This is a genomic window from Streptomyces sp. NPDC048361, assembly GCF_040651795.1.
Classification (GTDB): Bacteria; Actinomycetota; Actinomycetes; order Streptomycetales; family Streptomycetaceae; genus Streptomyces.
In genome coordinates this window covers 63279-88685 of sequence record NZ_JBEZKW010000030.1, presented here as the reverse complement: position 1 = coordinate 88685, position 25407 = coordinate 63279, and the positions used below count along the sequence as shown (strand labels likewise).

General features: G+C 72.3%; 27 protein-coding genes. 14 read left to right on the top strand and 13 right to left on the bottom strand.

All coding sequences use genetic code 11. The features are described 5' to 3' along the window. Positions 1 to 228: 228 nt before the first annotated feature. Both AB0D31_RS19060 and AB0D31_RS19055 read left to right on the top strand, forming a co-directional pair. Positions 229 to 1527, top strand: a complete 1299-nt coding sequence (locus AB0D31_RS19060) for an aldolase (protein WP_362724146.1) — start codon at positions 229 to 231, stop codon at positions 1525 to 1527. An 87-nt stretch (positions 1528 to 1614) separates the two neighbouring features. Then, positions 1615 to 3426, top strand: a complete 1812-nt coding sequence (locus AB0D31_RS19055) for a protein kinase (RefSeq protein ID WP_362724143.1) — start codon at positions 1615 to 1617, stop codon at positions 3424 to 3426. A 187-nt stretch (positions 3427 to 3613) separates the two neighbouring features. On the opposite strand, the gene AB0D31_RS19050 is transcribed toward AB0D31_RS19055, so the two are convergent. Beyond that, positions 3614 to 4651 carry a LacI family DNA-binding transcriptional regulator gene (locus AB0D31_RS19050; protein ID WP_362724164.1) on the bottom strand — a complete coding sequence of 346 codons (1038 nt, stop codon included), beginning with the start codon at positions 4649 to 4651 and terminating at the stop codon, positions 3614 to 3616. Positions 4652 to 4810: 159 nt separating this feature from the next. Here AB0D31_RS19050 and AB0D31_RS19045 point away from each other — a divergent pair, with 159 nt between their 5' ends. After that, a complete protein-coding gene (locus tag AB0D31_RS19045) occupies positions 4811 to 5770 on the top strand; it encodes an ROK family protein (protein WP_362724140.1) in 960 nt (319 codons plus the stop codon). Between the two features lie 251 nt (positions 5771 to 6021). On the opposite strand, the gene AB0D31_RS19040 is transcribed toward AB0D31_RS19045, so the two are convergent. Next, the gene (locus AB0D31_RS19040; RefSeq protein ID WP_362724138.1) at positions 6022 to 6252 is read right to left on the bottom strand and encodes a hypothetical protein; all 231 of its coding nucleotides are present in this window, start codon (positions 6250 to 6252) and stop codon (positions 6022 to 6024) included. A gap of 298 nt (positions 6253 to 6550) precedes the next feature. Then, positions 6551 to 6730 (bottom strand): hypothetical protein, encoded by a 180-nt coding sequence (locus AB0D31_RS19035; RefSeq protein WP_362724135.1) that lies wholly within the window; start codon positions 6728 to 6730, stop codon positions 6551 to 6553. A 372-nt stretch (positions 6731 to 7102) separates the two neighbouring features. Between AB0D31_RS19035 and AB0D31_RS19030 the strand changes: the two genes are divergently transcribed. The 3 genes from AB0D31_RS19030 to AB0D31_RS19020 all read left to right on the top strand — a co-directional run bounded on the left by AB0D31_RS19030 (position 7103) and on the right by AB0D31_RS19020 (position 9684). Continuing rightward, complete coding sequence (locus AB0D31_RS19030; RefSeq protein ID WP_362724132.1) at positions 7103 to 7375, top strand: hypothetical protein; 273 nt, start codon at positions 7103 to 7105, stop codon at positions 7373 to 7375. Between the two features lie 172 nt (positions 7376 to 7547). Continuing rightward, on the top strand, positions 7548 to 8753 hold the full coding sequence (locus AB0D31_RS19025) for an RNA ligase (RefSeq protein ID WP_362724129.1): 1206 nt from the start codon (positions 7548 to 7550) through the stop codon (positions 8751 to 8753). A 7-nt stretch (positions 8754 to 8760) separates the two neighbouring features. After that, positions 8761 to 9684 (top strand): AAA family ATPase, encoded by a 924-nt coding sequence (locus AB0D31_RS19020; protein WP_362724127.1) that lies wholly within the window; start codon positions 8761 to 8763, stop codon positions 9682 to 9684. Between the two features lie 148 nt (positions 9685 to 9832). Here AB0D31_RS19020 and AB0D31_RS19015 read toward each other — a convergent pair whose 3' ends face one another. Continuing rightward, positions 9833 to 10009 (bottom strand): hypothetical protein, encoded by a 177-nt coding sequence (locus tag AB0D31_RS19015; RefSeq protein ID WP_362724124.1) that lies wholly within the window; start codon positions 10007 to 10009, stop codon positions 9833 to 9835. Positions 10010 to 10252: 243 nt separating this feature from the next. Between AB0D31_RS19015 and AB0D31_RS19010 the strand changes: the two genes are divergently transcribed. Beyond that, the gene (locus AB0D31_RS19010) at positions 10253 to 11293 is read left to right on the top strand and encodes an NUDIX domain-containing protein (protein WP_362724121.1); all 1041 of its coding nucleotides are present in this window, start codon (positions 10253 to 10255) and stop codon (positions 11291 to 11293) included. Here the strand turns inward: AB0D31_RS19010 and AB0D31_RS19005 are convergent. Together AB0D31_RS19005 and AB0D31_RS19000 are read right to left on the bottom strand one after the other, a co-directional pair. After that, positions 11252 to 11962 (bottom strand): MBL fold metallo-hydrolase, encoded by a 711-nt coding sequence (locus AB0D31_RS19005; RefSeq protein WP_362724118.1) that lies wholly within the window; start codon positions 11960 to 11962, stop codon positions 11252 to 11254. The genes AB0D31_RS19010 and AB0D31_RS19005 overlap by 42 nt on opposite strands. 131 nt (positions 11963 to 12093) lie before the next feature. Beyond that, positions 12094 to 13458 (bottom strand): dipeptidase, encoded by a 1365-nt coding sequence (locus AB0D31_RS19000; protein ID WP_362724116.1) that lies wholly within the window; start codon positions 13456 to 13458, stop codon positions 12094 to 12096. A gap of 188 nt (positions 13459 to 13646) precedes the next feature. On the opposite strand from AB0D31_RS19000, the gene AB0D31_RS18995 reads away from it, so the two are divergent. Continuing rightward, positions 13647 to 15056, top strand: coding sequence for a geranylgeranyl reductase family protein (locus AB0D31_RS18995; RefSeq protein WP_362724113.1), 1410 nt, complete (start codon positions 13647 to 13649; stop codon positions 15054 to 15056). A gap of 167 nt (positions 15057 to 15223) precedes the next feature. Here AB0D31_RS18995 and AB0D31_RS18990 read toward each other — a convergent pair whose 3' ends face one another. Next, entirely contained in the window at positions 15224 to 15679 is a 456-nt protein-coding gene (locus AB0D31_RS18990; RefSeq protein ID WP_362724110.1) for a nitroreductase family deazaflavin-dependent oxidoreductase, read from the bottom strand. A 166-nt stretch (positions 15680 to 15845) separates the two neighbouring features. Here AB0D31_RS18990 and AB0D31_RS18985 point away from each other — a divergent pair, with 166 nt between their 5' ends. From AB0D31_RS18985 to AB0D31_RS18975, 3 genes are all read left to right on the top strand, one after another. Further along, positions 15846 to 16544: a TetR/AcrR family transcriptional regulator gene (locus AB0D31_RS18985; RefSeq protein ID WP_362724108.1), complete on the top strand. Its 699-nt coding sequence runs from the start codon at positions 15846 to 15848 to the stop codon at positions 16542 to 16544. Between the two features lie 62 nt (positions 16545 to 16606). Further along, positions 16607 to 17941, top strand: coding sequence for a sensor histidine kinase (locus AB0D31_RS18980; RefSeq protein ID WP_362724105.1), 1335 nt, complete (start codon positions 16607 to 16609; stop codon positions 17939 to 17941). Beyond that, complete coding sequence (locus AB0D31_RS18975; protein ID WP_362724102.1) at positions 17938 to 18603, top strand: response regulator transcription factor; 666 nt, start codon at positions 17938 to 17940, stop codon at positions 18601 to 18603. The genes AB0D31_RS18980 and AB0D31_RS18975 overlap by 4 nt, the downstream gene beginning before the upstream one ends. Here AB0D31_RS18975 and AB0D31_RS18970 read toward each other — a convergent pair. Next, positions 18564 to 18851, bottom strand: coding sequence for a DUF6332 family protein (locus tag AB0D31_RS18970; protein ID WP_362724099.1), 288 nt, complete (start codon positions 18849 to 18851; stop codon positions 18564 to 18566). The genes AB0D31_RS18975 and AB0D31_RS18970 overlap by 40 nt on opposite strands. 290 nt (positions 18852 to 19141) lie before the next feature. Here AB0D31_RS18970 and AB0D31_RS18965 point away from each other — a divergent pair, with 290 nt between their 5' ends. Further along, the gene (locus AB0D31_RS18965) at positions 19142 to 19546 is read left to right on the top strand and encodes a MarR family transcriptional regulator (protein WP_362724096.1); all 405 of its coding nucleotides are present in this window, start codon (positions 19142 to 19144) and stop codon (positions 19544 to 19546) included. Positions 19547 to 19817: 271 nt separating this feature from the next. On the opposite strand, the gene AB0D31_RS18960 is transcribed toward AB0D31_RS18965, so the two are convergent. Further along, a complete protein-coding gene (locus AB0D31_RS18960; protein ID WP_362724093.1) occupies positions 19818 to 21032 on the bottom strand; it encodes an MFS transporter in 1215 nt (404 codons plus the stop codon). 144 nt (positions 21033 to 21176) lie between these two features. On the opposite strand from AB0D31_RS18960, the gene AB0D31_RS18955 reads away from it, so the two are divergent. Then, the gene (locus tag AB0D31_RS18955; RefSeq protein WP_362724090.1) at positions 21177 to 22397 is read left to right on the top strand and encodes an ROK family protein; all 1221 of its coding nucleotides are present in this window, start codon (positions 21177 to 21179) and stop codon (positions 22395 to 22397) included. Here the strand turns inward: AB0D31_RS18955 and AB0D31_RS18950 are convergent. Genes AB0D31_RS18950 through AB0D31_RS18935 form a run of 4 tightly spaced genes read right to left on the bottom strand, consistent with a single transcriptional unit; the run spans position 22385 to position 24885 of the window. Then, the gene (locus tag AB0D31_RS18950; RefSeq protein ID WP_362724087.1) at positions 22385 to 23266 is read right to left on the bottom strand and encodes an amidohydrolase family protein; all 882 of its coding nucleotides are present in this window, start codon (positions 23264 to 23266) and stop codon (positions 22385 to 22387) included. The two genes, AB0D31_RS18955 and AB0D31_RS18950, sit on opposite strands and share 13 nt — an antisense overlap. Beyond that, positions 23263 to 23832, bottom strand: coding sequence for a DUF4865 family protein (locus AB0D31_RS18945; protein WP_362724084.1), 570 nt, complete (start codon positions 23830 to 23832; stop codon positions 23263 to 23265). The genes AB0D31_RS18950 and AB0D31_RS18945 overlap by 4 nt, the downstream gene beginning before the upstream one ends. A gap of 10 nt (positions 23833 to 23842) precedes the next feature. Further along, positions 23843 to 24256: a cupin domain-containing protein gene (locus AB0D31_RS18940; protein WP_362724082.1), complete on the bottom strand. Its 414-nt coding sequence runs from the start codon at positions 24254 to 24256 to the stop codon at positions 23843 to 23845. A gap of 56 nt (positions 24257 to 24312) precedes the next feature. Continuing rightward, entirely contained in the window at positions 24313 to 24885 is a 573-nt protein-coding gene (locus tag AB0D31_RS18935) for a TetR/AcrR family transcriptional regulator (RefSeq protein ID WP_362724079.1), read from the bottom strand. A 216-nt stretch (positions 24886 to 25101) separates the two neighbouring features. Between AB0D31_RS18935 and AB0D31_RS18930 the strand changes: the two genes are divergently transcribed. Beyond that, on the top strand, positions 25102 to 25380 hold the full coding sequence (locus AB0D31_RS18930) for an SHOCT domain-containing protein (RefSeq protein WP_362724161.1): 279 nt from the start codon (positions 25102 to 25104) through the stop codon (positions 25378 to 25380). Positions 25381 to 25407 lie beyond the last annotated feature (27 nt).

Below are 25407 nucleotides of genomic sequence, written 5' to 3'. Positions count from 1 at the left end.
AACACGCCCTTATGGGACACGGCGGAAACGTCATTGAGGAACTGAAGGCGGACCATCGCGAGGTGGAGGACCTGTTCGACCAGATCGATGATTTTCACCGCGCGGCCCTCCGTCGTTTCGCAGACCCGCCGGATAAGCATTGACGCAAGGGAAGGCACCTACTAACTTCGCTATACGGATTATTGATTCCGTGAAGCGGAAAAGTCTCGACCGTGTGGAGGATGCAGGATGGGTCAGCAGGAGCAGGTGGCAACGAGCCTCGCCGGCGTCGTCAGCGAGGAGATCAGTGCCTCGCTCATCGCCGTGGACCAGGAGCTCGCCCGCCGATACCCGGGCGACCCCGGCACCCGCCAGCCCGTCCACACCGTCTACGTACCCGGAGACGTCTTCGACGCCGGCACCATCCGCTCCTGGGGCGACCAGGCACTCGCCGCCCTCGACGAGCACGCCCCCGACGCCGCCTCCTTCGCCAAGGTCCTCGGCATCTCCGACGACCTCGCCGCTCCCGTATACGACCGCGTACGCGCCAAGCTGACCCGCGAACCCATCGAAGACCTCCGCATCGACTTCGAGGACGGCTACGGCCCCCGCCCCGACGCCGAAGAGGACGCCGACGCCGCCCGCGCCGCCCGCCTCATCGCCGAAGCCTTCAAGAACGGCACCGCCGCCCCCTACATGGGCATCCGCATGAAGTGCATGGAAGCCGCCGTACGCGACCGCGGCATCCGCACCACCGACGTCTTCCTCACCACCCTCATGCAGAACGGCGGCCTCCCCGACGGCCTCGTCCTCACCCTCCCCAAGGTCACCTACCCCGAGCAGGTCACCGCCTTCGTGCGGCTGCTCACCGCCTTCGAAAAGGCCCACCACCTGCCCGAAGGCCGGCTCGGCTTCGAAATCCAGATCGAAACCAGCCAGTCCATCCTCGCCGCCGACGGCACCGCCGCCGTAGCCAAGATGATCTACGCCTCCCAGGGCCGCGCCACCGGCCTGCACTACGGCACCTTCGACTACAGCGCCTGCGTCGGCGTCTCCGCCGCCTACCAGGCAAGCGACCACCCCGCCGCCGACCACGCCAAGGCCGTCATGCAGGTCGCCGCCGCCGGCACCGGCGTACGCGTATCCGACGGCTCCACCAACGTGCTGCCCATCGGCACCACCGAACACGTCCACGAAGCCTGGCGCCTCCACTACGGCCTCACCCGCCGCGCCCTGGCCCGCGCCTACTACCAGGGCTGGGACATGCACCCCGGCCACATGCCGACCCGCTACGCGGCCGTCTACGCCTTCTACCGCGAAGGCCTCGAACAGGCCGCGGGCCGCCTCGCCGCCTACGTCGCCAAGACCGAGGGCGACGTCATGGACGAACCCGCCACCGCCAAGGCACTCAGCGGCTACCTCCTGCGCGGCCTCGACTGCGGCGCCCTCGACACCGCCGAAGTCGCCCGCCTCACCGGCCTGACCCGCCCCGACCTCGAAGCCTTCGCCTCACCCCGCCGCGGCAGCCTCACCGTCACCGCCCCGTAGCCGAACCGGGACACGCCCCCCGAGGACTGTCACCCCTGCCCCGTACTCTGTACGCGACCACAATCGCCACAGGGGAACGGGGCAGCGGTGTCTACGGGGGAGAGCCAACTACTGGCCGGCCGGTACCGGGTCGTCGAACGGCTCGGCCGCGGCGGCATGGGCGTCGTATGGCGCGCCCACGACGAAGTCCTCCGCCGCGACGTCGCCGTCAAGGAACTGCGCGCCTTCAACGACGCCTCCGCACCCGAACTCGGCGACCTCCGCCTGCGCATGCAGCGCGAAGCACGCGCCGCAGCCCGCGTCCGCCACCCCTCCGTCGTCGCCGTCCACGACGTCACCGAACACGACGGCCGCCCCGTCATCGTCATGGAACTCATCGACGGACCCTCCCTCGACGACGTCCTGACCGAACGCGGCGTCCTGGAACCCGGCGAAGCCGCCGCCATCGGCGCCCACGTCCTCCAAGCCCTCGCCGCCGCCCACCGCGCGGGCGTCCTGCACCGCGACGTGAAGCCCGGCAACATACTCCTCGACACCTCGGGCCGCGTCGTCCTCACCGACTTCGGCATCGCCGCCATGAACGACCCCGGCGACGGCTCACGGACCCACCTGACCCGCAGCGGCGAACTCGTCGGCTCCCTCGACTACCTGGCACCCGAACGGGCCCAGGGCCACAACCCCGGCCCCGCCTCCGACATCTGGGCCCTCGGAGCCACCCTGTACGCCGCCGTCGAAGGCACCGCACCCTTCCGCCGCACCTCCACCTGGTCCACCCTCAACGCCATCGTCGTCGAACCCCCGCCCCCGGCACGCCGCGCCGGCCCCCTCGCCCCCGTACTGCTGCGCCTGATGGACAAGGACCCCGCCCGCAGGCCCGACGCCGACACCGCGGCCCGGCTCCTCGCCCAGATCGCCACCGACGCGGGCACCACCGTGCCGACCGCCGTACGGACCACACCGATCCGGGCCACACCGATCCGGGCCACACCCGCCACACCCCCACGGGACGCCGGCGCACAGCCCGGCGGAGAACCGCGCAACGCGACCGTACGCGACGCCGCGCCGCACCGCCCCGAGGGCTTCGGGCCGGCGCCCACACCGACGCCCATGCCGGTCCCCCAACCGCTGCCGGGAGTCGCGCCGCACAGGGCACAGCGGCACGAGGTCTCCGGACCAGTCGTCCGCGACAGCGCACCCGAGCGAGCGGCCTCCGGGCGGAGCCGGCGCACCGCATGGATCGCCGCCGCGGCGGCCGCCGTCGTACTCGCCGGCGGCGGCGCCGGATACGCACTCCTCAGCCAGGACGACACGAGCAGCGGCGGACAGCAGGCGGCCGGTGCGGCCACCCGCGCGACACCCGGCGCGGCAGACGACCAGATCGGCGCCGCCGGCCTCCCCACACCCGGATCCACCACCGGACCCACACCCAACTCGCCCGCACCCACGGCGAGTTCGAGCACCACACCCTCCCAGCCGTCCGCCAAGGGCGACCCGGGAAAGCCGGGCGGCGCCAAGGGCGGAGCCACCAAGGAGCCCGACCCCAGGAAGAACACCCCCGGCGCCCCCGACCCGGGCGGCCCCGGCGGCACGGCGGGCGGCGGCGCCGCACCTCCGGCGGGCAGCTGCACCCCCATCGCCGGCGGCAAGTTCAACTGCCAGGTGTGGCGCACCGCCAAGTCCATCCGCCGCGACGGCGCCCCCGCAGGCGTACTCAACGCGGGCACCAACTACGTCTACTGCCAGACCAACCTGGGCCGCCGCGAGACCTACGGCAAGTGGACCAACACCTGGTGGGCCAAGACCGACGACGACAGCGGCCACACCAACGTCTACGTCAGCGTGGTCTACCTCAAGGGCGGCGACAACAACCAGCCCGTGCCCGGCCTCAAGGTCTGCTGACGCCGGGCCACCCGGCAACCCCCACCGACGGACCCGAACGGCCCGCCCAAAGCCCCGCGCCCAACGCTCCAGCGCCCAAAGACCAGTGCTCAAAGCCCCGCGCCCCAAGGCCCCCGCGCCTCAACCCTCAACACCCCCGCGCTCAAAGCCCCGCGCCCCAAGGCCCCCGCGCCTCAACACCCCCGCGCTAAGCCTCCGCAGGCGGCGCGATCTCACCCGAACCGCGCTCGATCAACACCGTCGGCAGCACCACCCGCGCCGGCGTCTCGTCCGCCCCGTCGAGCCGCCGGAAAAGCAGCTCCGCCGCCGTACGGCCAAGAGTCGCCGCGTCCTGAGAAATGACCGTGATCCCCAGCAGATCGGCGAGCTCGATATCGTCGAAACCCACCAGAGCCACCGGACGCTCACGCCCCGCAAGCACCCGCACCGCCGTCACCGTCACCCGGTTGTTCCCCGCGAACAGCGCGGTCACCCCGGACGGGCCCGCCAGCATCGACTCCGCCGCGTCCCGCACCCGCTCCGGCCCCGTCGAACCGAGCGACACCCACGCGTCCTCGACCCGCAGCCCCGCGTCCGCCATCGCCGCGTGATAACCACGCAACCGCTCCGTCGCCGTATGAATGCGCGGCTGGTCACCGATGAAACCGATCCGGCGATGGCCCTGCGCGATCAAATGGGCCACCCCCGCCCGCGCCCCGCCGAAACTGTCCGACAGCACCACATCGGCGTCGATCCGCCCCGCCGGCCGGTCCACGAACACCGTCGCCACCCCCGCCTTTATCTCCGGTTCGAGATAGCGGTGGTCGGACCCCGCCGGGATCACGATCAACCCGTCCACCCGGCGCGCACAGAACGCCAGGACCAGCTCCTGCTCACGATCGGCGTCCTCGGCACTCGAACCGTTGATGAGCAGCGCCCCGTGTTCCCGCGCCACCTCCTCCACGGCCCGGCTCAACGGCCCGTAGAACGGGTCGGCGAGGTCTTCCAGAACCAGACCGATCGAGGCGGTACGGCCCTTGCGCAACACCCGGGCACTGTCATTGCGGCGAAAGCCCAGCGCCTCGATGGCCTCCTGCACCCGGCGCTCGGTGTCGGGTGTCACCCCGGCCTCACCGTTGACCACCCGGGACACCGTCTTGAGGCCGACTCCGGCGCGCGCCGCGACATCCTTCATCGTCGGACGGTTGCCGTAGCGGGGCTCGGGGTGGCGGGCATTCTCGGCCACAGTGCGCTGTCCTGTCGTCGTCGGGAGCCGTCCGGCGTGCTCTGGTGCCCGGGCGGTAGGTGTGGCGTCGAGCATAGGCCCTGGACAACGTTGTCACATCCAGGGAGACTCTCATCTTGACCTGCTGTTACCCGTCTTCCGCCAGGAGATCCGTCCTCGATGCACACCGACCTCGTCGCCGCGCTCGACATCGGCGGCACCAAGATCGCCGGAGCCCTGGTCGACGCCGCCGGCCGGCTTCTCCTGCGGGCACAACGGCCGACTCCCGCCCATGAGGACGGCGACACGGTGATGCGCGCGGCCGAAGAGGTACTCGCCGAGCTGACCGGATCCGCCCTGTGGGAGCGTACGCGCGCCGTCGGCATCGGCAGCGCGGGGCCCGTCGACGCCTCGGCCGGCACGGTCAGCCCCGTCAACATCCCCGGCTGGCGCGGCTTCCCGCTGGTCGAGCGGGTGCGCGCGGCAACCGACGGCCTCCACGTCGAACTCGTCGGCGACGGCGTCGCGATGACCGCCGCCGAACACTGGCTCGGCGCGGCCCGTGGCTACGACAACGCCCTGTGCATGGTCGTGTCCACCGGGGTCGGCGGCGGCCTCGTTCTCGGCGGCAAACTACACCCCGGCCCCACCGGCAACGCCGGCCACATCGGCCACATCAGCGTCGACCTCGACGGCGACCCGTGCCCATGCGGTGCGCGCGGCTGCGTGGAACGGATCGCCAGCGGCCCGAACATCGCCCGCCGCGCCCTGGACAACGGCTGGCGCCCCGGCACCGACGGCGACACCTCGGCTGCCGCCGTCGCCGCGGCCGCCCGGTCCGGAAACACGATCGCGGTGGCCTCCTTCGAGCGCGCCGCCCAGGCGCTGGCCGCGGGAATCGCCGCGACCGCTACGCTCGTGGAGATCGAGATCGCCGTCATCGGCGGGGGAGTGGCCGGCGCGGGCGATGTCCTCTTCGCCCCCCTGCGCCGGGCCCTGCGCGACTACGCGACGCTCTCCTTCGTCCAACGTCTCACCGTGGCGCCCGCGTTGATGGGAACGGACGCCGGCCTGGTGGGCGCGGCGGCCGCGGCGTCGGCGCGAGGCTCGGACCGGGGTGCGGCGGCGTTGCTCAAGTGACGGATGGTGACTGACAGCTGAGGGATGACAGTTGTGGACTGACGGTTGCGGACTGACAGTTTCTGTCGTTCGTCAGCCGTCGTCCGGGTCGGCTCTCAGCGACGAGTGAGCCTCCCGCGACCCCGACGTCCTGACCGAGGACGGTGACTGTAGTCGATTCGGGGCGAGCAGGCGGCTGTGATCAGGGTGAGGGCACGCCGCGTTCCTGGTCGTCGAGCGCGGCGCGCCCTCTATGCCTGGGGCAGCCGGCGTCAGTGCTCGCCGAAGCCGTCGTGGCCCTGGAACATGCCGTCCCAACGGGAGTGGCTGCACTTGCTGCCGTAGGCGGCGTTGCCCCCCGTGGCGGCGGCGAACGTGCCACAGGCGCTGGTCGCGCCGCCGGAGTGATGGTCGTCCCCGTCGTGGGCCAGGGCGGTGCCCGCGCTACCGAGGATCGCGGCGACGGCGAGAGCGCCGGCGGCAAGGGACGTGCGCATACGCATGATTACTCCTGTCTAGGGGTGTGTGCGGAGAAACAGGATGATTAGTCCCCGATGCCCGACGGTGGCGAAACCTGAGTCACCCGACCGCCGACACACGCGGGGGCCGCCCGAAGGCGAGAGCCTTCCTGCTCCCTTCAGACACCCGGGCCGGTGGTAGGGCAGCCTCCCGGAGGCCCAGCCGATCGATTCCGCCGCCGACGCATCCCCTGGGGGGGTGTCTTCGTTTCACCCTCGTCGGCCGATGAGCTTCCGAACCGTGCCGGCTCTCTGTGGAGGGCGGCCACCTGAAAACGGGATCTTAAGCGGCCTTGGTCACGTCGCTGCACAGGCCCTTCGAGCGCACCGCGGCCTCCCACTCGACGAGCAGCTGCAGGTAGTCGTCCGACCCGAGCCCGCCTTCGTCGACGAGCCCACGGATATTTTCATTGATCACCGACGCAGGGCGCACGGAACCACGATCGGCAGGTGTATTGGGCATGGACCAAGCGTATCGCCCGGCACTGACAATGGCCTCGATCGCGTCCAGAGCGCCCTGCCACAAGAACCCCGATGGGCTGCCCCCTGTCGGTCTGGCAAGGGCGGATGTCCCGGCGTCGGTCCGCCGCGTCAAGAGCCTGGTCCTCGATGAACTCGGGGCCCCTGGCGAGTCGGCTCCAACTCGTCTACGTTCGCGGCTCGTTGAGTATACGAGCCGGGCTCGTACGCTCTGCGACCAGGCAGCGAGCCGGACTCAAGCGGTGATCGAGCGTGCTTCAAGGCGAGCACCCCAAGGTCTGCGGCCTCAAGCAGATGCGCCGCCTGCCGCGGCCCGCCGTCGACGGGCCGCGCCAGCCCGACTCCGGAGGCCGCCATGACCGTCGAACTGCACGTTGCCACCGCTCTCCTGCACGACTTCGACACGGCGCACAACCCGCTCCCGGGCCGTGAGGTCGCCCGGCGGCCGAGCCCCGTGAACCCCGCCGTCACCATCGTCGACCTGGAGACGGCGGACGCACCCGAAGGGGCCGCCCTCATCGACCCCATCTTCCGGCGCACGGGATTGCGCGAGGTCCGCATCACGGAGATCCGCTGGTACGACCGGGACGGCTACTTCATCGCCCCCAGCATCCCGCTCGCGGCCTGAACGTCCGGCAGCCCTGGACTCGGGAGAGCAGACCGTAGTCGCAGCTCAGGCCTGTCGGCCATGGGTTATCCGGTGTAGCCGGGGCAACGGCCGGCCGCAGTCGAAAATGGTTCGCCACTCGCCGCCGTACCGGTCACGCTCCTGGGGACAGCACCCTTCCCAGGAGTACGCAGTGACCGACCTCGACCTTCTCGTTCCGCCCGCCGGCCTCGCCGCCGCCATCGACGCCGGGCACGTCGTCCGCAAGGCCCACCCCGAACTCCCGCTCTCCATCTATTCGTACAGCAGGACCTGCCAGTACGAGCAGGCGTGGAACGAGGTCACCACACGGTGCCGGGGGCTGGTCGCCGACGACACGAGCGGGGCCGTCGTCGCGCACTGCCTGCCCAAGTTCTTCAACGTCGCCGAGCACACCCTGGGCCGCCCCTACGCGCAGCCGCTGCCCGACGAGCCGTTCGAGGTGTACGACAAGGTCGACGGCTCGCTCGGCATCGTCTTCCACTACGCGGGCCGCTGGCGCGTCGCCTCCCGCGGGTCGTTCACCTCCGAACAGGCGGCCTGGGCCACAGCATGGCTCGACGGACGCGACACGACGACGCTGCGGCCCGGCGTGACCTACCTCGCGGAGATCCTCTACCCCGAGAACCGGATCGTCGTCGACTACGGCGGCCACCGCGACCTCGTGCTGCTCGCCGCGTACGACCCGACGGGCGAGGAGATCGCGCTGTCACGCGCCGCCGCCGACTGGGCGCCGGTCGGCTCGGTCGCGCGTACGTGGCCGGCGATGCCGCTCGCCGAACTCCTGGCGCACACCGCGGCCGACGCGCACGCCGACGGCCGTGCGGCGCACGGCACGGACGCCGAGGGCTATGTCATCCGCTACGCATCGGGCCTGCGGACCAAGGCCAAGATCAGCGAGTACGTGCGGCTGCACAAGGTGCTCACGGGCATCACCGAACGGGACATCTGGCGCTTCCTCGGCATCCGCCGGTTCGCCGGCGAAGACCCCAAGCGGGTCGCCCAGGCGATCGGCTGCGGCCCCGGCGAGATCGCCGAACTCACCGCGGGCGGCGCCGACCCGCTGGACGTTATGCTGCAGCAGGTCCCCGACGAGTTCGACGCGTGGGTGCGGGGCGTGACCACCCGCCTCGACACGCACGCCGCCGAACTGGCCGCTCTCGCCGCGCGGCGGTTCGGTGAGATCGCGCATCTCGGCCAGGACCGCGGCGCGTTCGCCCGTGCCGCCCGCGAGATCCCGGAGCGCACCGCACGCGCTGCCGTGTTCCACCTGCTCGACGGCCGCGACATCGACCTGATGATCTGGCGGACCCTCAAACCGGCCGCCGCCAACCCGTTCACCGATGACAAGGAAAGCTGAACCCCCGATGCCCACCGTGCACGTCATGACCGGACTGCCCGCCTCCGGCAAGACCACCGCCGCCCGCAAGCTCGTCGAGGACTCCGACGGCCAGTGCCGCCGCGTCAACCTCGACGACCTGCGCGCCATGTTCGACCCCGCGGGCGGCGGGCGCGGCCGCAACGGCACCGCCGAGCAGAGCGTCCTCGCGGTCCAGGACAGTGCGGTGCGCGAGAGCATCGCCGCGGGGTTCGACGTGGTCGTCGACAACACCCATCTGACCCCGCACATCCCCAAGCGTCTCAAGGCCGCGGTCGCCGGCCGGGCACGGTTCGTCGTGCACGATTTCACCGGTGTGTCCGTGGAGGAGTGCCTGCGCCGTGACGCGGCCCGCGCGGAGCCCGTCGGCGAGGAGGTCATCCGCCTCCTCGCGGACAAGCACGCCAAGGCCGTGCGCAACGGCTGGCGGCTCACGGACGCGTGGCTCAACGACACCGTCGTACTCGCCGAGACCGACCCCTACACCCCGGACGCCTCCCTGCCGAGCGCCGTGATGTGCGACATCGACGGCACGCTCGCCCTCAACCTGAACCGCAATCCGTACGACTTCGCCCGCTGCGGACAGGACGGCCTCAACGGCTCCGTACGCGACGCCCTGATCGGCTTCCGGCAGGCGCACGGCGACACGATCGTGCTGCTCTCGGGCCGCGGCGAGGAGTACCGGCCGCAGACCGAGGCCTGGCTCGCCGCACACGACGTGCCGTACGACGAGCTGTGGATGCGGCCGGCCGGTGACGGGCGGCGCGACGACGTCGTGAAGGCCGAACTCTTCGACGCGCACGTACGCCACCGGTTCCACGTGCGCGTCAGTCTCGACGACCGCGACCGGGTCGTCGCCGTGTGGCGCAGCATGGGCCTGCCCACCTGGCAGGTCAATTACGGAGCCTTCTGACACGGCGACTTGTGACACGGGGCCCTTTGATATGGGGCCTCTTAGACGCGGCGGACTGCCGGGCGGGCACGCAAGCGGGCCGGGCGGGCAGGCACGCGGGCCGGGCGGGCACGCGGGCCGGGTGGGCACGCGGGCCGGGTGGGTGGCGTCAGCCGACCCGTTCCGGCACGGTGTGCGTGACGACGACGAGAAAGGCGTCGCTCTCCAGGTCCATCACGACTTCCGCCGCGAGTCCCTCGTTCCTGCGCTCGTGCGCGAAGGCCTCCGCGGGCCAGTGGCCGCGCGGATCGCCGGCGGGAAAACGTTCCAGTACCGTACGACGCATTTCGTCGCACCCCCTTGTTTCTCTCTTCGGGCACCCGCACAACGACGCTCGCGCCGTCGGCGTTACGGCCCCCCGTGGCCGGTGCCTGTAGACCAGGACGCGGTGGGGCGCCCGATGGTGGCGCCCGGCAGGCAACAGCCCGGCCACAGTTGTGATGTGAGCGAGGAGGGCCCGGGCCACCGCTGCGTTTCCGTGGCAGGGTGTTGCGGGCAGTCCACTGGGGGCTACGAAGAGGGGGGAACCGTGATCGTCTGGGTCAACGGTGCGTTCGGCGCGGGCAAGACGAGCACCGCGCGCGAGCTGATCGACCTGATCCCGAACAGCACGTTCTACGACCCCGAGGTGATGGGCGGGGCACTACGGCAGCTGCTGCCGCAGAAACTCCTTGCACAGGTGAGTGATTACCAGGACCTGCCGATCTGGCGGCGGCTGGTCGTGGACGGAGCGGCCGCGCTGCACGCCGAGGTCGGCGGTGTACTCGTGGTGCCGATGACACTGCTGAGACAGGAGTACCGGGATGAGATCTTCGGCGGGCTCGCATCCCGCCGCATACCCGTACGCCATGTGGTTCTCACCCAGGAGGAAACGATCCTGCGGGCGCGGATCGCGGCCCGCGTGGAGTTCCCCGACGACCCGGAGGCCGACGAGCAGCGGGTCCGCAAATGGGCGTACGAGCACATCGAACCCTTCCGGCGCGCGCTCGGCTGGATCACCGCCGACGCCCATGCCGTCGACAACAGTGTGCTCACTCCGCGCGAAAGCGCCGAACGTATAGCCGACGCCGTCCGCTCCGGGGCGGCCCGCGCCTGCGCGATCGTGCAGACCCCCGAGCCGACCGCCGAGACGCTCGCCGCAGGGGTGCTGCTCTTCGACGCACACGACCGGGTGCTCCTGGTCGACCCCACCTACAAGCCGGGCTGGGAGTTCCCCGGCGGCGTCGTCGAACGCGGCGAGGCGCCCGCCCGGGCCGGGGTCCGCGAGGTCGAGGAGGAACTGGGGGTCAGACTCGACCGCGTGCCACGCCTCCTCGTCATCGACTGGGAGCCGCCCAAACCCCCCGGATACGGAGGCCTTCGGCTCCTGTTCGACGGCGGCACCCTCGACGCCGCGGGGGCCGCGCAGGTGCTGCTGCCCGGCGCCGAACTGCGCGGCTGGCGCTTCGTGAGCGAGCAGGAGGCGGCGGGACTGCTGCCGCCCGCCCGCTTCGAGCGGCTGCGCTGGGCGCTGCGGGCGCGCGAACAGTCAACCGTGCTCAACCTGGAGGCCGGAGTCCCGGTCGGCTGAGGCCTGCATGACGGCCGCCGCGTTCTCGGTCAGCGGGTCGCCGTGCCCGAAACACACGGTGGTCGCGCCGAGCGCGGCAAGCCGGCGGAACGAACCGAGCGCCCGCTCCCGGTCGGTGTTGAAGACACCCAGCATCACCCGGCCGACCCCGGCCACACCGTCACCGGTGAACAGCACGCCGTGGCGCGGCAGATGGACCGCGATCGAACCATCGGTGTGGCCGGGGGAGTGGACGGCGACCGCGCCGTCACCAAAGCCCAGCGCCTCCCCGTCGCCGACCTCGCGGTCCACCCGCGTCGGCGGCGCCTGAGGCACCGTCAACGCCCTGTCGTACAGGGGGCGTTCCCACTCCAGGAGCACCGGCTCGGCCATCGGCGCCTCACCCCGGATCACCGGAGCGTCGAGCCGGTGCGCGATCACCTCGGCCCCGTGGCGCGAGGCGAGTTCACCGGCCGCGCCGTAGTGGTCGCGGTGGCCGTGCGTGAGCACGATCCGGCGGATCGCGGCCGGGTCGAGCCCGGCTCCGCGTACCGCCTGCTCGACGGGGAGCGCGGCGTTCACGTCACCCGCGTCGATCAGGGTGAGCCCGTCGTCGTCACGCCACAGGTAGGCCTGGCCGATCGGGAAGCGGAACATGTGCAGCCGCGGGGTGACTTCTACGAGGTCCATGCGGCGAACGTACGTCGCTGACGTCGTCCGCCGCACGGATCTACGCGCTCGGCGGAGTCCGCAGAGCGCGGAACCTCACTGGCGCGACCTCACCGCCGGAATCCCATTGCCGGGGTCTCGCTGACGTGCCGTCAACTCTGCTGGGAGGCGGCGTAGTTGATCAGGAAGAGGGCCTCCGCGACCGAGAGGCGCTCCAGCTCCTGGGGTGAGACGCTCTCGTTCACCGCGTGGATCTGCGCCTCGGGCTCGCTGAGACCGATCAGCAGGATCTCCGCCTGCGGGTAGAGCGTGGCCAGGGTGCTGCACAGCGGGATCGAGCCGCCCATGCCCGAGGACTGCATTTTCTCGCCCGGGTAGGCCACCGCCATCGCCTCGGCCATCGAGGTGTACGCCGGGCTGCTGGTGTCCGCGCGGAACGGCTGGCCCTGGCCGACCTGCTCGAAGGAGACCCGGGCGTTCCACGGCACGTGCTTCTCGATGTGGGCGTAGAGCCGCTCGGTCGCCTCGGCGGCGTCCTGGCCGGGCGGCACCCGCAGGCTGATCTGCGCGCGGGCGCTCGCCGGGATGGACGGCGTGGCCCCGGCCACCGGATGGCAGTCGATGCCGATGACCGTGGCGGCGGGCCGGGCCCAGATGCGGTCGGCGACGGTGCCGGTGCCCGGCAGCTCCACGCCGTCGAGGACCTTGGCATCCTGACGGAACTCGCCCTCGGGGTACTGCAGTCCGTCCCACTCCGTGTCCGCGGCGATCCCGTCGATGACGGTCTGTCCGTGCTCGTCGCGCAGCGAGTCGAGGACGCGGATGAGCGCGGCCAGCGCGTCGGGTGCGGCGCCGCCGAACTGGCCCGAGTGCAGGTTGCCCGCAAGGGTGTCGACGGTCACCCGGATCATCGTCATGCCGCGCAGCGTCGCCGTCACCGTGGGCAGACCGACCCGGAAGTTACCGGTGTCGCCGATCACGATGGCGTCGGCCGTCAGGAGCTCCGGGTGCGCCTCGGCGTACTGTTCGAGGCCGCCGGTGCCCTGCTCCTCGGAGCCCTCCACGATCACCTTGACCGAGACGGGCACGCCGCCGTTGGCCTTGAGGGCGCGCAGCGCGAGCAGGTGCATGATGAACCCGCCCTTGCAGTCCGCGGCGCCACGGCCGTACCAGCGACCCTCACGCTCGGTCAGCTCGAACGGCGGGGTCACCCACGCGGACTCGTCCAGCATCGGCTGCACGTCGTAGTGCGCGTAGAGCAGCACGGTCGGCGCGCCCTCGGGGCCGGGCAGCAGCCCGTAGACCGACTGCGAACCGTCGGGGGTGTCGAGGAGCGCCACATCCTGGAAACCCTCGCTGCGCAGGGCGGCCGCCACCCAGTTGGCGGCCGCCTCGCACTCGCTCCTCGGCGCCACCGCCTCGTCCGCCACCGACTGGAAAGCGACCAGCTCCGTCAGCTCCGCCTGGGCACGGGGCATCAGTGACGCGATGGTCTCGGCGATCGGATGTGCGGTCATGGGCACGCTCCTTGTGGGTGCGACGTTGTCAGTACACCTGTGTCGGTGCATGCATGTGTACGGCCGGGTCGGTGCACGCGTGTGTCGGCTGTGACGGTGCACGTATGTGTACGGCTGTGTACGGCGAAGGTACGGCCGATCCTCCCACAGCGGGCCAGGACGGCAGGTCGGGGCTACTGCACCGTAGGATGCGATCGTCAAGAGGACACTGGTCTGATGGGGAGCACAGGCACATCGTGAGCAGCGAGAACACAGACGCCGGGACGGACAGCCCCCTGGACGGACCCGTGGACGGCCCCCTGGATGGACCCGTAGACGGACCCGTAGACGGCCCCCTGGACGGGCCTGTGGATGGACCCGTGGACGGGCACCAGGACGAGCCCGCCGCTGAGGCCACCGCCGATCAGGTGACGGAACCGGCCACGGGGCCCGTCTGGGACGTCGTCGTGGTCGGCGCCGGACCCGCCGGGGCCTCGGCGGCGCACGCGGCTGCGGACGCGGGGCGTACGGTGCTGCTCCTGGAGAAGGCCGAACTGCCGCGCTACAAGACCTGCGGCGGCGGCATCATCGGGCCCTCGCGCGACGCGCTGCCCGCAGGCTTCGAACTGCCGCTCCAGGACCGGGTGCACGCGGTCACCTTCTCCCTCAACGGGAAGCTGACGCGCACCCGCAGGTCGAAGAAGATGCTGTTCGGCCTCATCAACAGGCCCGAGTTCGACGCGGGTCTGGTCGCGCTCGCCGAGAAGGCGGGGGCCGTGATCCGTACCGGCGTCTCCGTCTCCAAGGTCGAGCAGCACGGCTCGGCCGTGCCCGACCGCCGCACCGTAGCCGTCGTCCTGTCCGACGGGGAGACCGTCCTGGCGCGCGCCGTCGTCGGCGCGGACGGCAGCGCGGGCCGTATAGGAGCACACGTCGGAGTCAAGACCGACCAGGTCGATCTGGGTCTGGAGGCCGAGATCCCGGTGCCGCCGAGCGTGGCCGAGGACTGGGCGGGGCGGGTCCTCATCGACTGGGGCCCCATGCCCGGCAGTTACGGATGGGTCTTCCCCAAGGGTGACACGCTGACCGTGGGTGTGATCTCGGCCCGCGGTGAAGGCGGCGCCACCAAGCGCTACCTGGACGACTTCATCGCCCGGCTCGGCCTCGCGGGCTTCGAACCGGCCATCTCCTCCGGGCACTTGACGCGCTGCCGCAGCGACGACTCGCCGCTCTCCCGCGGCCGGGTCCTGGTCTGCGGCGACGCGGCGGGCCTGCTGGAGCCGTGGACGCGCGAGGGCATCTCCTTCGCGCTGCGCTCGGGCCGTCTCGCCGGTGAATGGGCGGTGCGCATCGCCGAGTCTCAGGACGCCGTCGACGCCCGCCGCCAGGCGCTCAACTACGCCTTCGCCATCAAGGCCGGGCTCGGTGTCGAGATGGCGGTGGGCCGGCGGATGCTGACCCTCTTCGAGAAGCGCCCGCTGCTGCTGCACGCCGCGATCACCGGACTGCGGCCCGCGTGGAACGCGTTCGCGGACATCACCCGCGGCGCCACCACGCTGGCCGGCCTGGTCCGTACGCACCCGCTGGCCCGGCGGGCCCTCAACACCATCGACCGCTGAGCTGTCCCGGCGGGCCCGCCCCGGTGTGGCCCGCATAAGTGGGGTCCGCCCCGGCGGGGCGCGCATCGGTGGGCTCTGCCGACGCCCGTGGGTCGTGGGTTCCGCCGACGCCCGTGGGCTCCGCCGGCGTAAGTGCGAGCGTCGTCGACGTCAGCGCGTGGTCGACGTCAGTGCGTGACGGTGATGCGGAAGACGGGGTGGTCGGGGGCGATGCGGCGCAGCTCCGCGTCGCCGGAGTCGGGGCCGACGCCGTCGAAGAAGACGCCGACCTCCGCCTTCCAGCGCTTGAGGTAGGCGCGCAGCAGGGCGGGCTTGTCGTCGTCGGCGACCTCGACCGCGGTGAACACCTCGGTCTTCCTGCCGAGGTGCAGTTCGCCGCCGCCGGCCGCCCGCATGTTGTGCGTCCACTGGACGTGTCCGCGCGGAGCCACCAGATACTGCGCCCCCTCGAACGTCAGCAGATTGACCGGGGTGCGCCGCCACTCGCCGCTCTTGCGGCCGCGGACGGCGAGGACGCGGGAGCCCCAGACGCTGATGCCACGCCGGGTCACCCAGGCGACGGCCCGGTTGAGGACGTTGACCGTGAACCAGCCGGGCTTCTTGACGTGTGCGGATGCGGACATCGGGGGTCTCCCTGAGGCTGAGAGAGCGGTGCTCTCGTTCGTGAGCAGTCTGCAACGGGATGGTGCTCCAAAGCAAGAGCACCGCTCTCGAAAAGGTTCGGCGATCCGTTTTGTGCGCGCCGGTCACGTTCTTGGTCAGTGCTCTCGAAGCTGGCAGACTGGGTCCATGAGCACCGTCCAGGGAGCCCGCGCACGGGCACGGATCGAAGTCACCGCCGCCATCAAGGACGAGGCAAGAAGGCAGCTGGCCGCCGATGGCGCGACCAAGCTCTCGCTCCGCGCCGTCGCCCGCGAACTGGGCATGGTCTCGTCGGCGCTCTACCGCTACTTCCCCAGCAGGGACGACCTCCTGACCGCCCTCATCGTCGACGCCTACGACGCCGTGGGCGAAGCCGCCGAGCACGCCCTGGCCAAGCAGCGCAAGACGACCTCCCCCGCGGCCCGGTGGACGGCGGTCTGCCGCGCGGTGCGCAGCTGGGCCCTCGCCCACCCCCACGAGTACGCCCTCATCTACGGCACACCCGTCCCCGGCTACACCGCGCCCGAGGCCACCATCGGCCCCGCCGCGCGCGTCGGGCTCGCCCTCCTGTCCATCGTGCGCGACGCCCACCAGGGCAAGGGCATCGCGCCGCCGCCACTTGCCGCGCCCGTGCGCGCCGAGGCCGAGCGGATGGCCGCCGACCTCGCGCCCGACCTGCCGCCCGCCGTCGCCGTCGCCCTCGTCGCCGCCTGGGCCCAACTGTTCGGTCTCCTCTCCTTCGAGGCGTTCGGTCAGTTCCACCGGGTCGTCGAGGACCGCGACGCGTTCTTCACCCACGCCGCCGACCAGCTCGCCCGCTCCGTCGGCCTCGTACTCCCCGCGTAGTACGCGCGATCACCTCGTACGGCGGACGACCGGACCGGGAGCCCCGGTCTAGCGTGGCCGATATGGAAGACCAGCAGGCGCCGCGCGCCGTCCGCCACGGCGGCCCACCCCGCCCGCCGGAGGAGCCGCCGCGCCCGCCGAGACGCTGGGCGTGGGGGCCGGACGGCGACGAGGGGGCAAGGGCGCGGCCGCCGTGGGCGTCGACGGCCGTGCTCACGGTGTTCGTGCTGGTCGGCACCCACTTCGCCGCCCATGCCCAGCCCCTCCGCGCCCCGCTCGACGCCTCCGCCCAGGTGCTGCTCGTCGCCGGGTGCGCGGTGCTCCTGCTGCGCCGGCGCCACCCCGTCGTCGCCGTCTTCGCGACCTCGGCGGCCGCCCTTGTCTACCTCGGCGCGGGATACCCGTACGGGCCGGTCTTCGTGCCCGTCGCCGTCGGCTGTTTCACCGCGGTCGTCGCCGGCTGCCGCCGGCAGGCCTGGGCCGCGGTCGGCGTGCTGTGGCTCGGCCACCTCCTCGTCGCGCACTGGCTCTACCGGTGGCTGCCGCCCGAGGGGGACGCCGCGGCGCCCTGGGGGCAGGAACTGGGCATCGCCGCCTGGGCGGTGGCCGTCATGGCCGTCGCCGAGCTGGTGCGCGTCCGCCGCGAGCAGTGGGCGAGGGAGCGCTCCGCACGGCACGCGGCGGCCAAACGCCGCGCCGACGAGGAGCGGCTGCGGATCGCCCGCGAACTGCACGACGTGCTCGCCCACAGCATCTCCGTCATCAACGTCCAGGCCGGCGTCGGCCTCGCCCTGCTCGACTCCCACCCCGAGCAGGCGCGCACCGCGCTGACCACCATCAAGTCCGCGAGCAAGGAGGCGCTGGGCGAAGTGCGCCAGGTCCTGGAGACGCTACGTGCCCCGGGGGAGGCGCCCCGTTCCCCGGCCCCCGGCCTCGACCGGCTCCCCGAACTCGTCGAGCAGGCCGCGAGCGCGGGCCTCACCGTGCGGACCACGACGAGCGGGCGGCGCAGGGAGCTGCCGCCCGGCACCGATCTGGCCGCCTTCCGCATCGTGCAGGAGGCTCTCACCAATGTCGTACGCCACTCCGCCGCGCGCACCGCACACCTCACGATCGGCTACGAACCCGACGCCCTGGTACTGAGCGTCGACGACGGTGGGCCGCCGTCCGGCGGCGACGCGGGAGGCAGCGGCAGCGGCCTGATCGGCATGCGCGAGCGGGCCGCCGCGCTCGGTGGCACCATCGACGCGCGACCGGTCACGGGCGGCGGCTTCCGCGTCGGCGCCCGGCTTCCCCTGACCGGCGCGCCCGGCGCCCGGCGCCTGCCGGACGGCGAACCGGGCGACGGGCCGGACAGTGGGCGCCCACCGGTCGGCGGACTTGAGGAGGCGCCATGATCCGCGTGCTGCTCGCCGACGACCAGATCCTGGTGCGCGCAGGGTTCCGGGCGCTGCTCGACGCCCAGGACGACATCGAGGTGGTGGGAGAGGCCGCCGACGGCGCAGAGGCGCTCGGCCTCGTACGCGACGTGCGGCCCGACGTCGTCCTGATGGACATCCGCATGCCCCGTCTCGACGGCCTCGCCGCGACCCGGGGCATCACGTCGGACCCGGATCTCGCCGGGGTGAAGGTGGTCATGCTCACCACCTTCGAGCTCGACGAGTACGTCTTCGAGGCGATTCGCGCAGGCGCCTCGGGTTTCCTGGTGAAGGACACCGAGCCGCAGGAACTGCTGCGCGCGGTCCGGGCGGTGGTCGACGGCGACGCTCTCCTCTCACCCGGGGTGACCCGGCGCCTGATCGCCGAGTTCGCCGCGCGTTCGAAGGAGCCGGCCGCCGCGGACGCCCTGGCCGTACTCACCGAGCGGGAGCGGGAGGTGATGGCGCTGGTGGGCATCGGACTGTCCAACGAGGAGATCGCCCGTCGCCTCGTCGTCAGTCCGCTGACCGCGAAGACCCATGTGAGCCGCGCGATGGTGAAGCTCGGCGCCCGCGACCGGGCCCAACTGGTCGTGCTGGCCTACGAGTCGGGGCTCGTGCGGCCGGGCTGGATCGGCTGACGCGGCGCACGGCCGGAGCCGTGCGGAAAGCGCCACAGGACGTGCACGGTCCGCCAGACGAAGACGACGAGGGCGCAGCCGCCACCCAGCAGGAGCAGCACCCGCCGCAGCGGATAGGGGAGTTCGAGCGCGTAGCCGGAGCCGGCGATGGCGCCGAACACGACGGCGGCCGCGAAAAGGGCGCTGGCCAGCGCGTATCCGATCTCGATGGTGATGGCGTCCCGCTCGGCCCGGCTCCGTGTCCCCATGAGCGAAGTCTCACAGCACGGACGGCCGAGGAGCAACCGCCACCCTTCGGCCGCGCCGCGCCCGGCAAGGTGCCGGCGCCGCCCGGCACACGCCTGCCCGCCGCGCACGCCGCCCGCATCGACCCGTACTGCACGCGCGCGCATGGACCCGTACTGCACGTGCGCGCATGGACCCGTACTGCACGTGCGCGCATGGACCCGTACTGCACGCGCGCGCATCGACCCGTACAGCATGCACCCGCATTTAGTGCGGACGCATGCAAACCGGCCGCCTCTGCTACCGTGCGCCCATGGCAGCTGATACGCCCGAGCGCCTGCTCGTGGAGGAATGGCGGGGCATCCTCGCGGCCCACGCGCGCACGACCTGCGAGCTCGACCGGGAGCTGCACGCCTACGGGCTCGGCGCGAGCGACTTCGAGGTCCTGGACGTGCTGGCCGAGGAGCGCGAGGGCGAGCAGGTCCGTACGTTCCGCGTGCAGGAGCTGGCCTCGCGGAGCCACCTCAGCCAGAGCGCGCTGTCCCGGCTGATCGGCCGACTGGAGAAGGACGGGTTGGTCACCCGGTGTATGTGCAGCGAGGACCGGCGCGGCGTGAGCGTGGCGATCACCGAAGCCGGCCGCTCCCGCCACGCCGAGGTGCTGCCCCTGCAGCGCGCCGTACTCGCCAGGATGCTGACGGCCCAGCCCGAGGCCTGACCTGAGCGTGATCCGAGCCTGACCTGACCGGCGGTGGCGGCGGCAGCGACGGCGGTAGTGAGGGCGGCAGTGAGGGGTCCCTTTCGGGAGTGACCAGGAGGACCCAGCTCTGGCGATCTCCAACTCCCTTGCGCTCGCGGTGAGTTGCTACCCGCATCTCCCGCCGGATCAGTCGGATCGGCCGGGCCGGTCGCCTCGGGAGCCCCGCGTCGGACCGCTCGGATCGGGGCGACCGCTCGGCCGGCTCGGCCCCATGGACGCGGCCCGGGGTTCAGGCCTCGGTGGCTGTCGCGTGCCGGGCGGTATAGCCGATCAGCGCCGCGCCTGCGGCCAGCGCGGCGACCGTCGTCAGGGCGACCGGCAGTGACGCCCACTCGGCGATCAGGCCGATCGCGGGCGGCCCGAGGAGCATGCCGCCGTAGCCGAGTGTGGACGCCGCGGCGACCCCGCCGGGTCCGGCGAGCGAGCCCGCCCTCGCTACGGCCACGGGGAAGATGTTGGCGAGGCCGAGCCCCATCACGGCGAACCCGGCCAGCGCGAGCCAGATCTGTGGCGCGAGTGCGCCGAGCAGCATGCCGGCGCACGCAGTGAGCCCGCCCGCCACCAGGGTGCGGGTCTGGCCGAGCCGCTCCAGGAGGGCGGTGCCCGAGAGCCGGCCGGCCGTCATGGCCAGGGCGAACAGTGAGTAGCCGACGGCCGCGATGCCGGGCGCCGCCGCGAGGTCCTGCTCCAGGTGGAGCGCGCCCCAGTCGGCCATCGCGCCCTCGCCGTACGCCGTGCAGAGCGCGATCGCGCCGAAGAGCAGCACCAGTCGGCGTGCGCGTCCGTCGAGGCGCCGCCCCCGCGCCTGCGAGGTACTCGCGGGCACCGGGGCCGGATGCCGCAGCAGCACCCGCCCCGCCAGGACGGTCACCACGAGACCGAATCCGGTCAGCGCCAGCAGGTGCGAGGTGGCGGAGAGGTTTCCGGCGACGAGCGCGCCGACGCCCGCACCGACCATGCCGCCGAGGCTGAACGCCGCGTGGAAACTCGGCATCACCGGGCGGCGCAGCGCCGCGACCAGGTCGACGGCGGCGCTGTTCATCGCCACGTTGACGCCACCGTAGGCGGCGCCGAACACCAGCAGGACCAGGCCGAGCGCGAGGGCGGAGTGGGTCTGCGGCGGGAGTGCGATGGCCAGCGCCATGAGGGCGCCGCAGGCGACGGTCACGGGGTGGCTGCCGAAGCGGCGGCACAGTCGGCCGGTGAACACCATCGTCACCACGGCCCCCGCCGAGACCCCGAGCAGGGCGAGCCCGAGCTCGCCCGCGGAGGCCCCGGTCTGCTGCTTGATCGCGGGGATGCGGACGACCCATCCGGCGAACAGGAAGCCGTCGAGAGCGAAGAACACGGTCAGGGCGGAGCGGAGGCGGGACAGGGTGGGTGCGGCGGTGTGTGAGCCATGACCCCCCGGAGCGGCCGTCCGTACTTTGTTTAGTAGCGGCACAAAGTCAGGATAGGGGCAGCACGGGGCGCTCTTCAACCGGCGTGGACGCACAGAGGCGGCCGGCCCCTCCATGCCCCTCCACCGTGGTGCCCGGCCTGTCGGCGGAGGGACGGCTTCCGTCGGGATCATGGGAGACTCGCCCCCATGAACGGCAAGGTGACCACCACCCGGAGCAGGCTTGACAGGGGCCGCGGCGCGCTCGGACCCGCCCTGGAACTGGTGCACACCGGCCGTGCGCCCACCCGCGCCGTCCTCACCGCCGAGCTCGGCGTGACCCGCGCCACCGCGGGTGCGGTCGCCGCCGAACTCGAAGCACTCGGCCTGATCCAGGTCGATTCCAGACCAGCGGCGGCCGGCTCGCAAGGCCGGCCCTCGCACCGTCTTTCCGTCCACGACACCGGGCCCGTCGTACTCGCCGCCCAGGTGCACGCCGACGGCTTCCGGGCCGCGCTCGTCGGCCTCGGCAGCGAGATCGTCGCCACCGACCCCGGCTGCGTCATCGTCTCCGCCGACCCGGCCCAGGTGCTGGGGGCCGTCGTCGACGCGGGCGCCGCCCTCCTCAAGGGCAGCGGCCGTCGCTGTGTGGGCGCGGGTCTTGCCGTGCCCTCCGCGGTCGCCGAACCGGAAGGGACCGCGCTCAATCCGCTGCACCTGGCCTGGCCGGCCGGTTCACCGGTACGCGAGATCTTCGCCGAACGCGTCCGTGCCGCTGGCATCACCGGGCCCGCCTTCACCGGCAACGACGTCAACCTCGCGGCTCTCGCCGAACACCGCCACGGCGCGGGCCGGGGCGCCCGCCACCTGCTCTGCGTCGCCACCGGGCACCGCGGCGTCGGCGGGGCGCTGGTCCTCGACGGCCGTCTGCACACCGGGAGTTCGGGCCTCGCCCTAGAGGTCGGCCACCTCACCGTCAACCCCGACGGCCGCCCCTGCTACTGCGGAAGCCGCGGCTGTCTCGACGTCGAGACCGACCCGCTCGCCTTCCTCACCGCGGCGGGCCGCACCCCCGGGCCCGAGGTCTCGCTCCTCGAACAGTCGCGGGCGCTGCTGCGCGAGGAGTACGCGGACGTCTCGGTGCGGCGCGGCGCCGAGGAGCTCATTGACCGGCTCGGCCTCGGTCTCGCCGGACTCGTCAACATTCTCAACCCCGACCGCATCATCCTCGGCGGCCTGCACAAGGCGCTCCTGGAGGCCGACCCGGACCGGCTGCGCGCGGTGGTGGCCGACCGCAGCCTGTGGGGCCAGAGCGGCGGCGTCCCCATCCTCGCCTGCTCCCTCGACCACAACAGCCTGGTCGGGGCTGCCGAGTTGGCCTGGCAGCCGGTCCTCGACGACCCCCTGGGCGCCCTGGTTCACCAGGCGTAGACGCGGCCCGGGTTGGTGACGAGGATCCGCTCCACCAGCTCGTCGCCCAGAGTGAGCCGCAGCCTCGGCACCACCCGGCGCAGCAGGTGCGGCATGCCCGGCGTGTCCGGTGTCACGGTGTCCCCGCCGAGCAGCAGCCGGTCGGCGAACCCGGCGTCCGCGAGCGCGGCCAGCGCGTCCGGCATCCGCCAGTCGGTGGCGTGGTTGGCCCGCGACGGCCCGTCGAAGGCGAGATGGGCGCCGGCCTCGGCGGCGATGAGGTGCACGGCGAAGTCGGGGGAGCGGTTGAGGTGGCCGAGGATCACCGAGCCCGCAGCCACCCCCAACTCCCCGCACAGCAGGTCCAGTACGTCGAGCGCGCCCGTACCCAGCTCAAGATGGACGGCGATCGGCGCGCCCGTGACATGGTGCGCTTCGGCGGCGGCGCGCATCGTGTGCGTGGCGTGGTCGTCGAGCCCGTGGAAGCCGCCCGCCACCTTGATCAGGCCGGCCCGCACTCCGGTGCCCGCGATGTCCTCGGTCAGCTCGCCGACGAAGAGCTCGGCGAGCCGGCCCCGTACGGAACGGAGCAACTCCTCGGTGTAGTGGGCGGCTTGGTGCAACCCCGTGGCGGCAACGATCTGCACCCCCGAGTCCCGTGAAAGCGCCGGAAGTTGAGCGATCCGGCGCCCCATGCCGTATGGCGTCCACTGGATCACGGTGCCGCCGCCCAGCTCATGGAAAGCGCCGAGCACCGACGCCGCCCGGTCGGGGTCGGTCAGTTCCTGGCCCGGCAGTCGCGGGCTGCGGATGAAAAGGTGGTCGTGCGCGTCGACCACGCCGAGCCGGCCGGCCGCCACCTCGCCCAGGACCGTACGGACCCCGCTCACCACTGCCGCCCCGACCGCAGTCCGGCGCGCCCGGGCTGCGACAGGTGCAGCACCTGGAACCGGTCGCCCGGCTCCGGCGGATCGGGCTCGGCCCACAGCGTGAACCGCACCACCTCCCAGCGGTCCGGGTCGACGGCCACCGCGCACGCCACCGCGCCCGGCGCGAGCGCCCGGTCCGCCTCACGCGCCACGAATCCGGCGGGTTCGACCCCCTCGGGGAGCGGCACACACAGCCGGGTCGCGGCGACCGGCACCGCCGACGACGCCGGGCCCTCGGCATACGCGAGGCCCGCCCAGTGCCGTACCCGCGGGCGCCCGAAGTCGTCGACGATGCCCTGGAATCCGGGGCCCCACAAGAAGGAGTTCATGCCCTCGGGGGTGCCCCAAAGGTAGAACGGGGCATAGGAGTTGACGGGTGATCCGGCGCCGCGCTCACGTATCAGATAGGCCTTGAGGCCGAGCCCGGGGAAGTCGTCCAGGAGGTGGCCCCGGGTGGCCACGCGGGTGCGGATGATCTCCATGTCGTAGTCGGCGGGCAGAGTGATCTCGTACTGCATGGCCTGCACGGTGTCCTCCTCAAAAAGCGGAGCCGGTCCCGGCCGGGTAGGTGTCGGCCGCCACATGGCAGGCCCACTCGGTGGTCGTGCCGTCGGCGGCCGCCTCGACGACCGCGAGGTGCGTCATGAAGGTGCGCGGCCCCGCCCCGTGCCAGTGCCATTCGTCCGGCTCGATCCAGACCGTGTCGCCCGCCCTGATCCGCTCCGCCTCGCCGCCCCGGCGCTGCACCAAACCCTCGCCTTCGGTCACATGGAGCACCTGACCGTGCGGATGGCGGTGCCAGGCGGTGTGTGCCCCGGGGGCGAAGTGGACGCTGAACATCCTGAGCCGGGACGGGGGTTGGGGCGCGGCCAACTCGTCGAGCCACACGGTGCCGGTGAAGTTGTCGGCCGGTCCGGCCTGGGTGTCGGGGCGCTGCCGGGTGACGTGCATGAACTGGTGTTCCTTCGCTGGGAGTTGACCGATCGCGGGAGGAGAGGGGGGTACGGTCACCGGGGTGCGAGAAGCGAGAGCAGGCCGCGCACCCCCGCGTCGAACGCGTCCGGGGAGCCGGAGGCGCGGGCCAGTACGTAGCCGCCCTGGACGGTCGCCACGACGGTCGCGGCGATCTCGCCCGGCACCACATGGGCGGCGAACTCGCCCTGATCCAGGCCCTCTTGCACGATGCCGGCGATGCGGCCGCGCAACCAGTCGAGCGTCTCGTCGACGGGTGCGCGCAGCGCGGCGTCGGCGATGATCTCGGGGTCCATCGTGAGGCGCCCGACGGGGCAGCCGCGCAGCACATCGCGCTCGCGCAGCAGATACGCCGCGATGCGCTCGTACGCCGTGCCGTCGCCGCCGAAGGTGGCCTCGGCCGTGGCGCGCATCTCCTCGGCGGTGCGCCGGATCGCGGTGAGCGCCAGATCGGGCTTGCCCGCGAAGTGGTGGTACATGCTGCCCTGGCCCGCGCCCGCCTGCTGCTGGATCGCCTTGGGGCTGGTGCCGACGTACCCCCGCTCCCACAACAGCTCCCGGGTGGCGGAGATCAGACGCTCGGATGTGCTCATGACGCCACTGTACATACCAGTAGGTACAGAATCCAGCCCCGCCCCGCACGGGGCCGGCTGGGCGGGAACGGATGCGTCGAGGCCTGCCTGCCCGCGCTCTACTCCTGCGGAGGTACGCCGACTGCCGCCCGCCGTACGACGACGCGGGCGCCCGTCCGGCGGGAGGCTCGAAGCATGAACCGGTCCTCCCCGTCGGGGAGCGCCGAGGGACCACCGAGGGAGCTGAGCGAGATGAACACCCTGGCCTATGCGGGGCCCGGACCCTGGATCCTCTTCGTCCCGCTGATCTGGGCAGCCGTGATCTTCACCGTCGTCACCATGGCGCGGGGGTCCGGATGGCACGGCCGGCGCGGGCCCTGGCGCCCGCCACTGGACGACCGCTCACCCATCGCCGTGCTCGGCCGGCGGTTCGCCGCGGGCGAGATCGACGAGGAGGAGTACTGGCGCCGGATCTCGGTCCTCGAAGAACACTTCGGCGGCCCCGGCCCGGGCCGCAGCGCCGCCCCATGACCCAACCCCTGGCCTGTTCACTGGGCG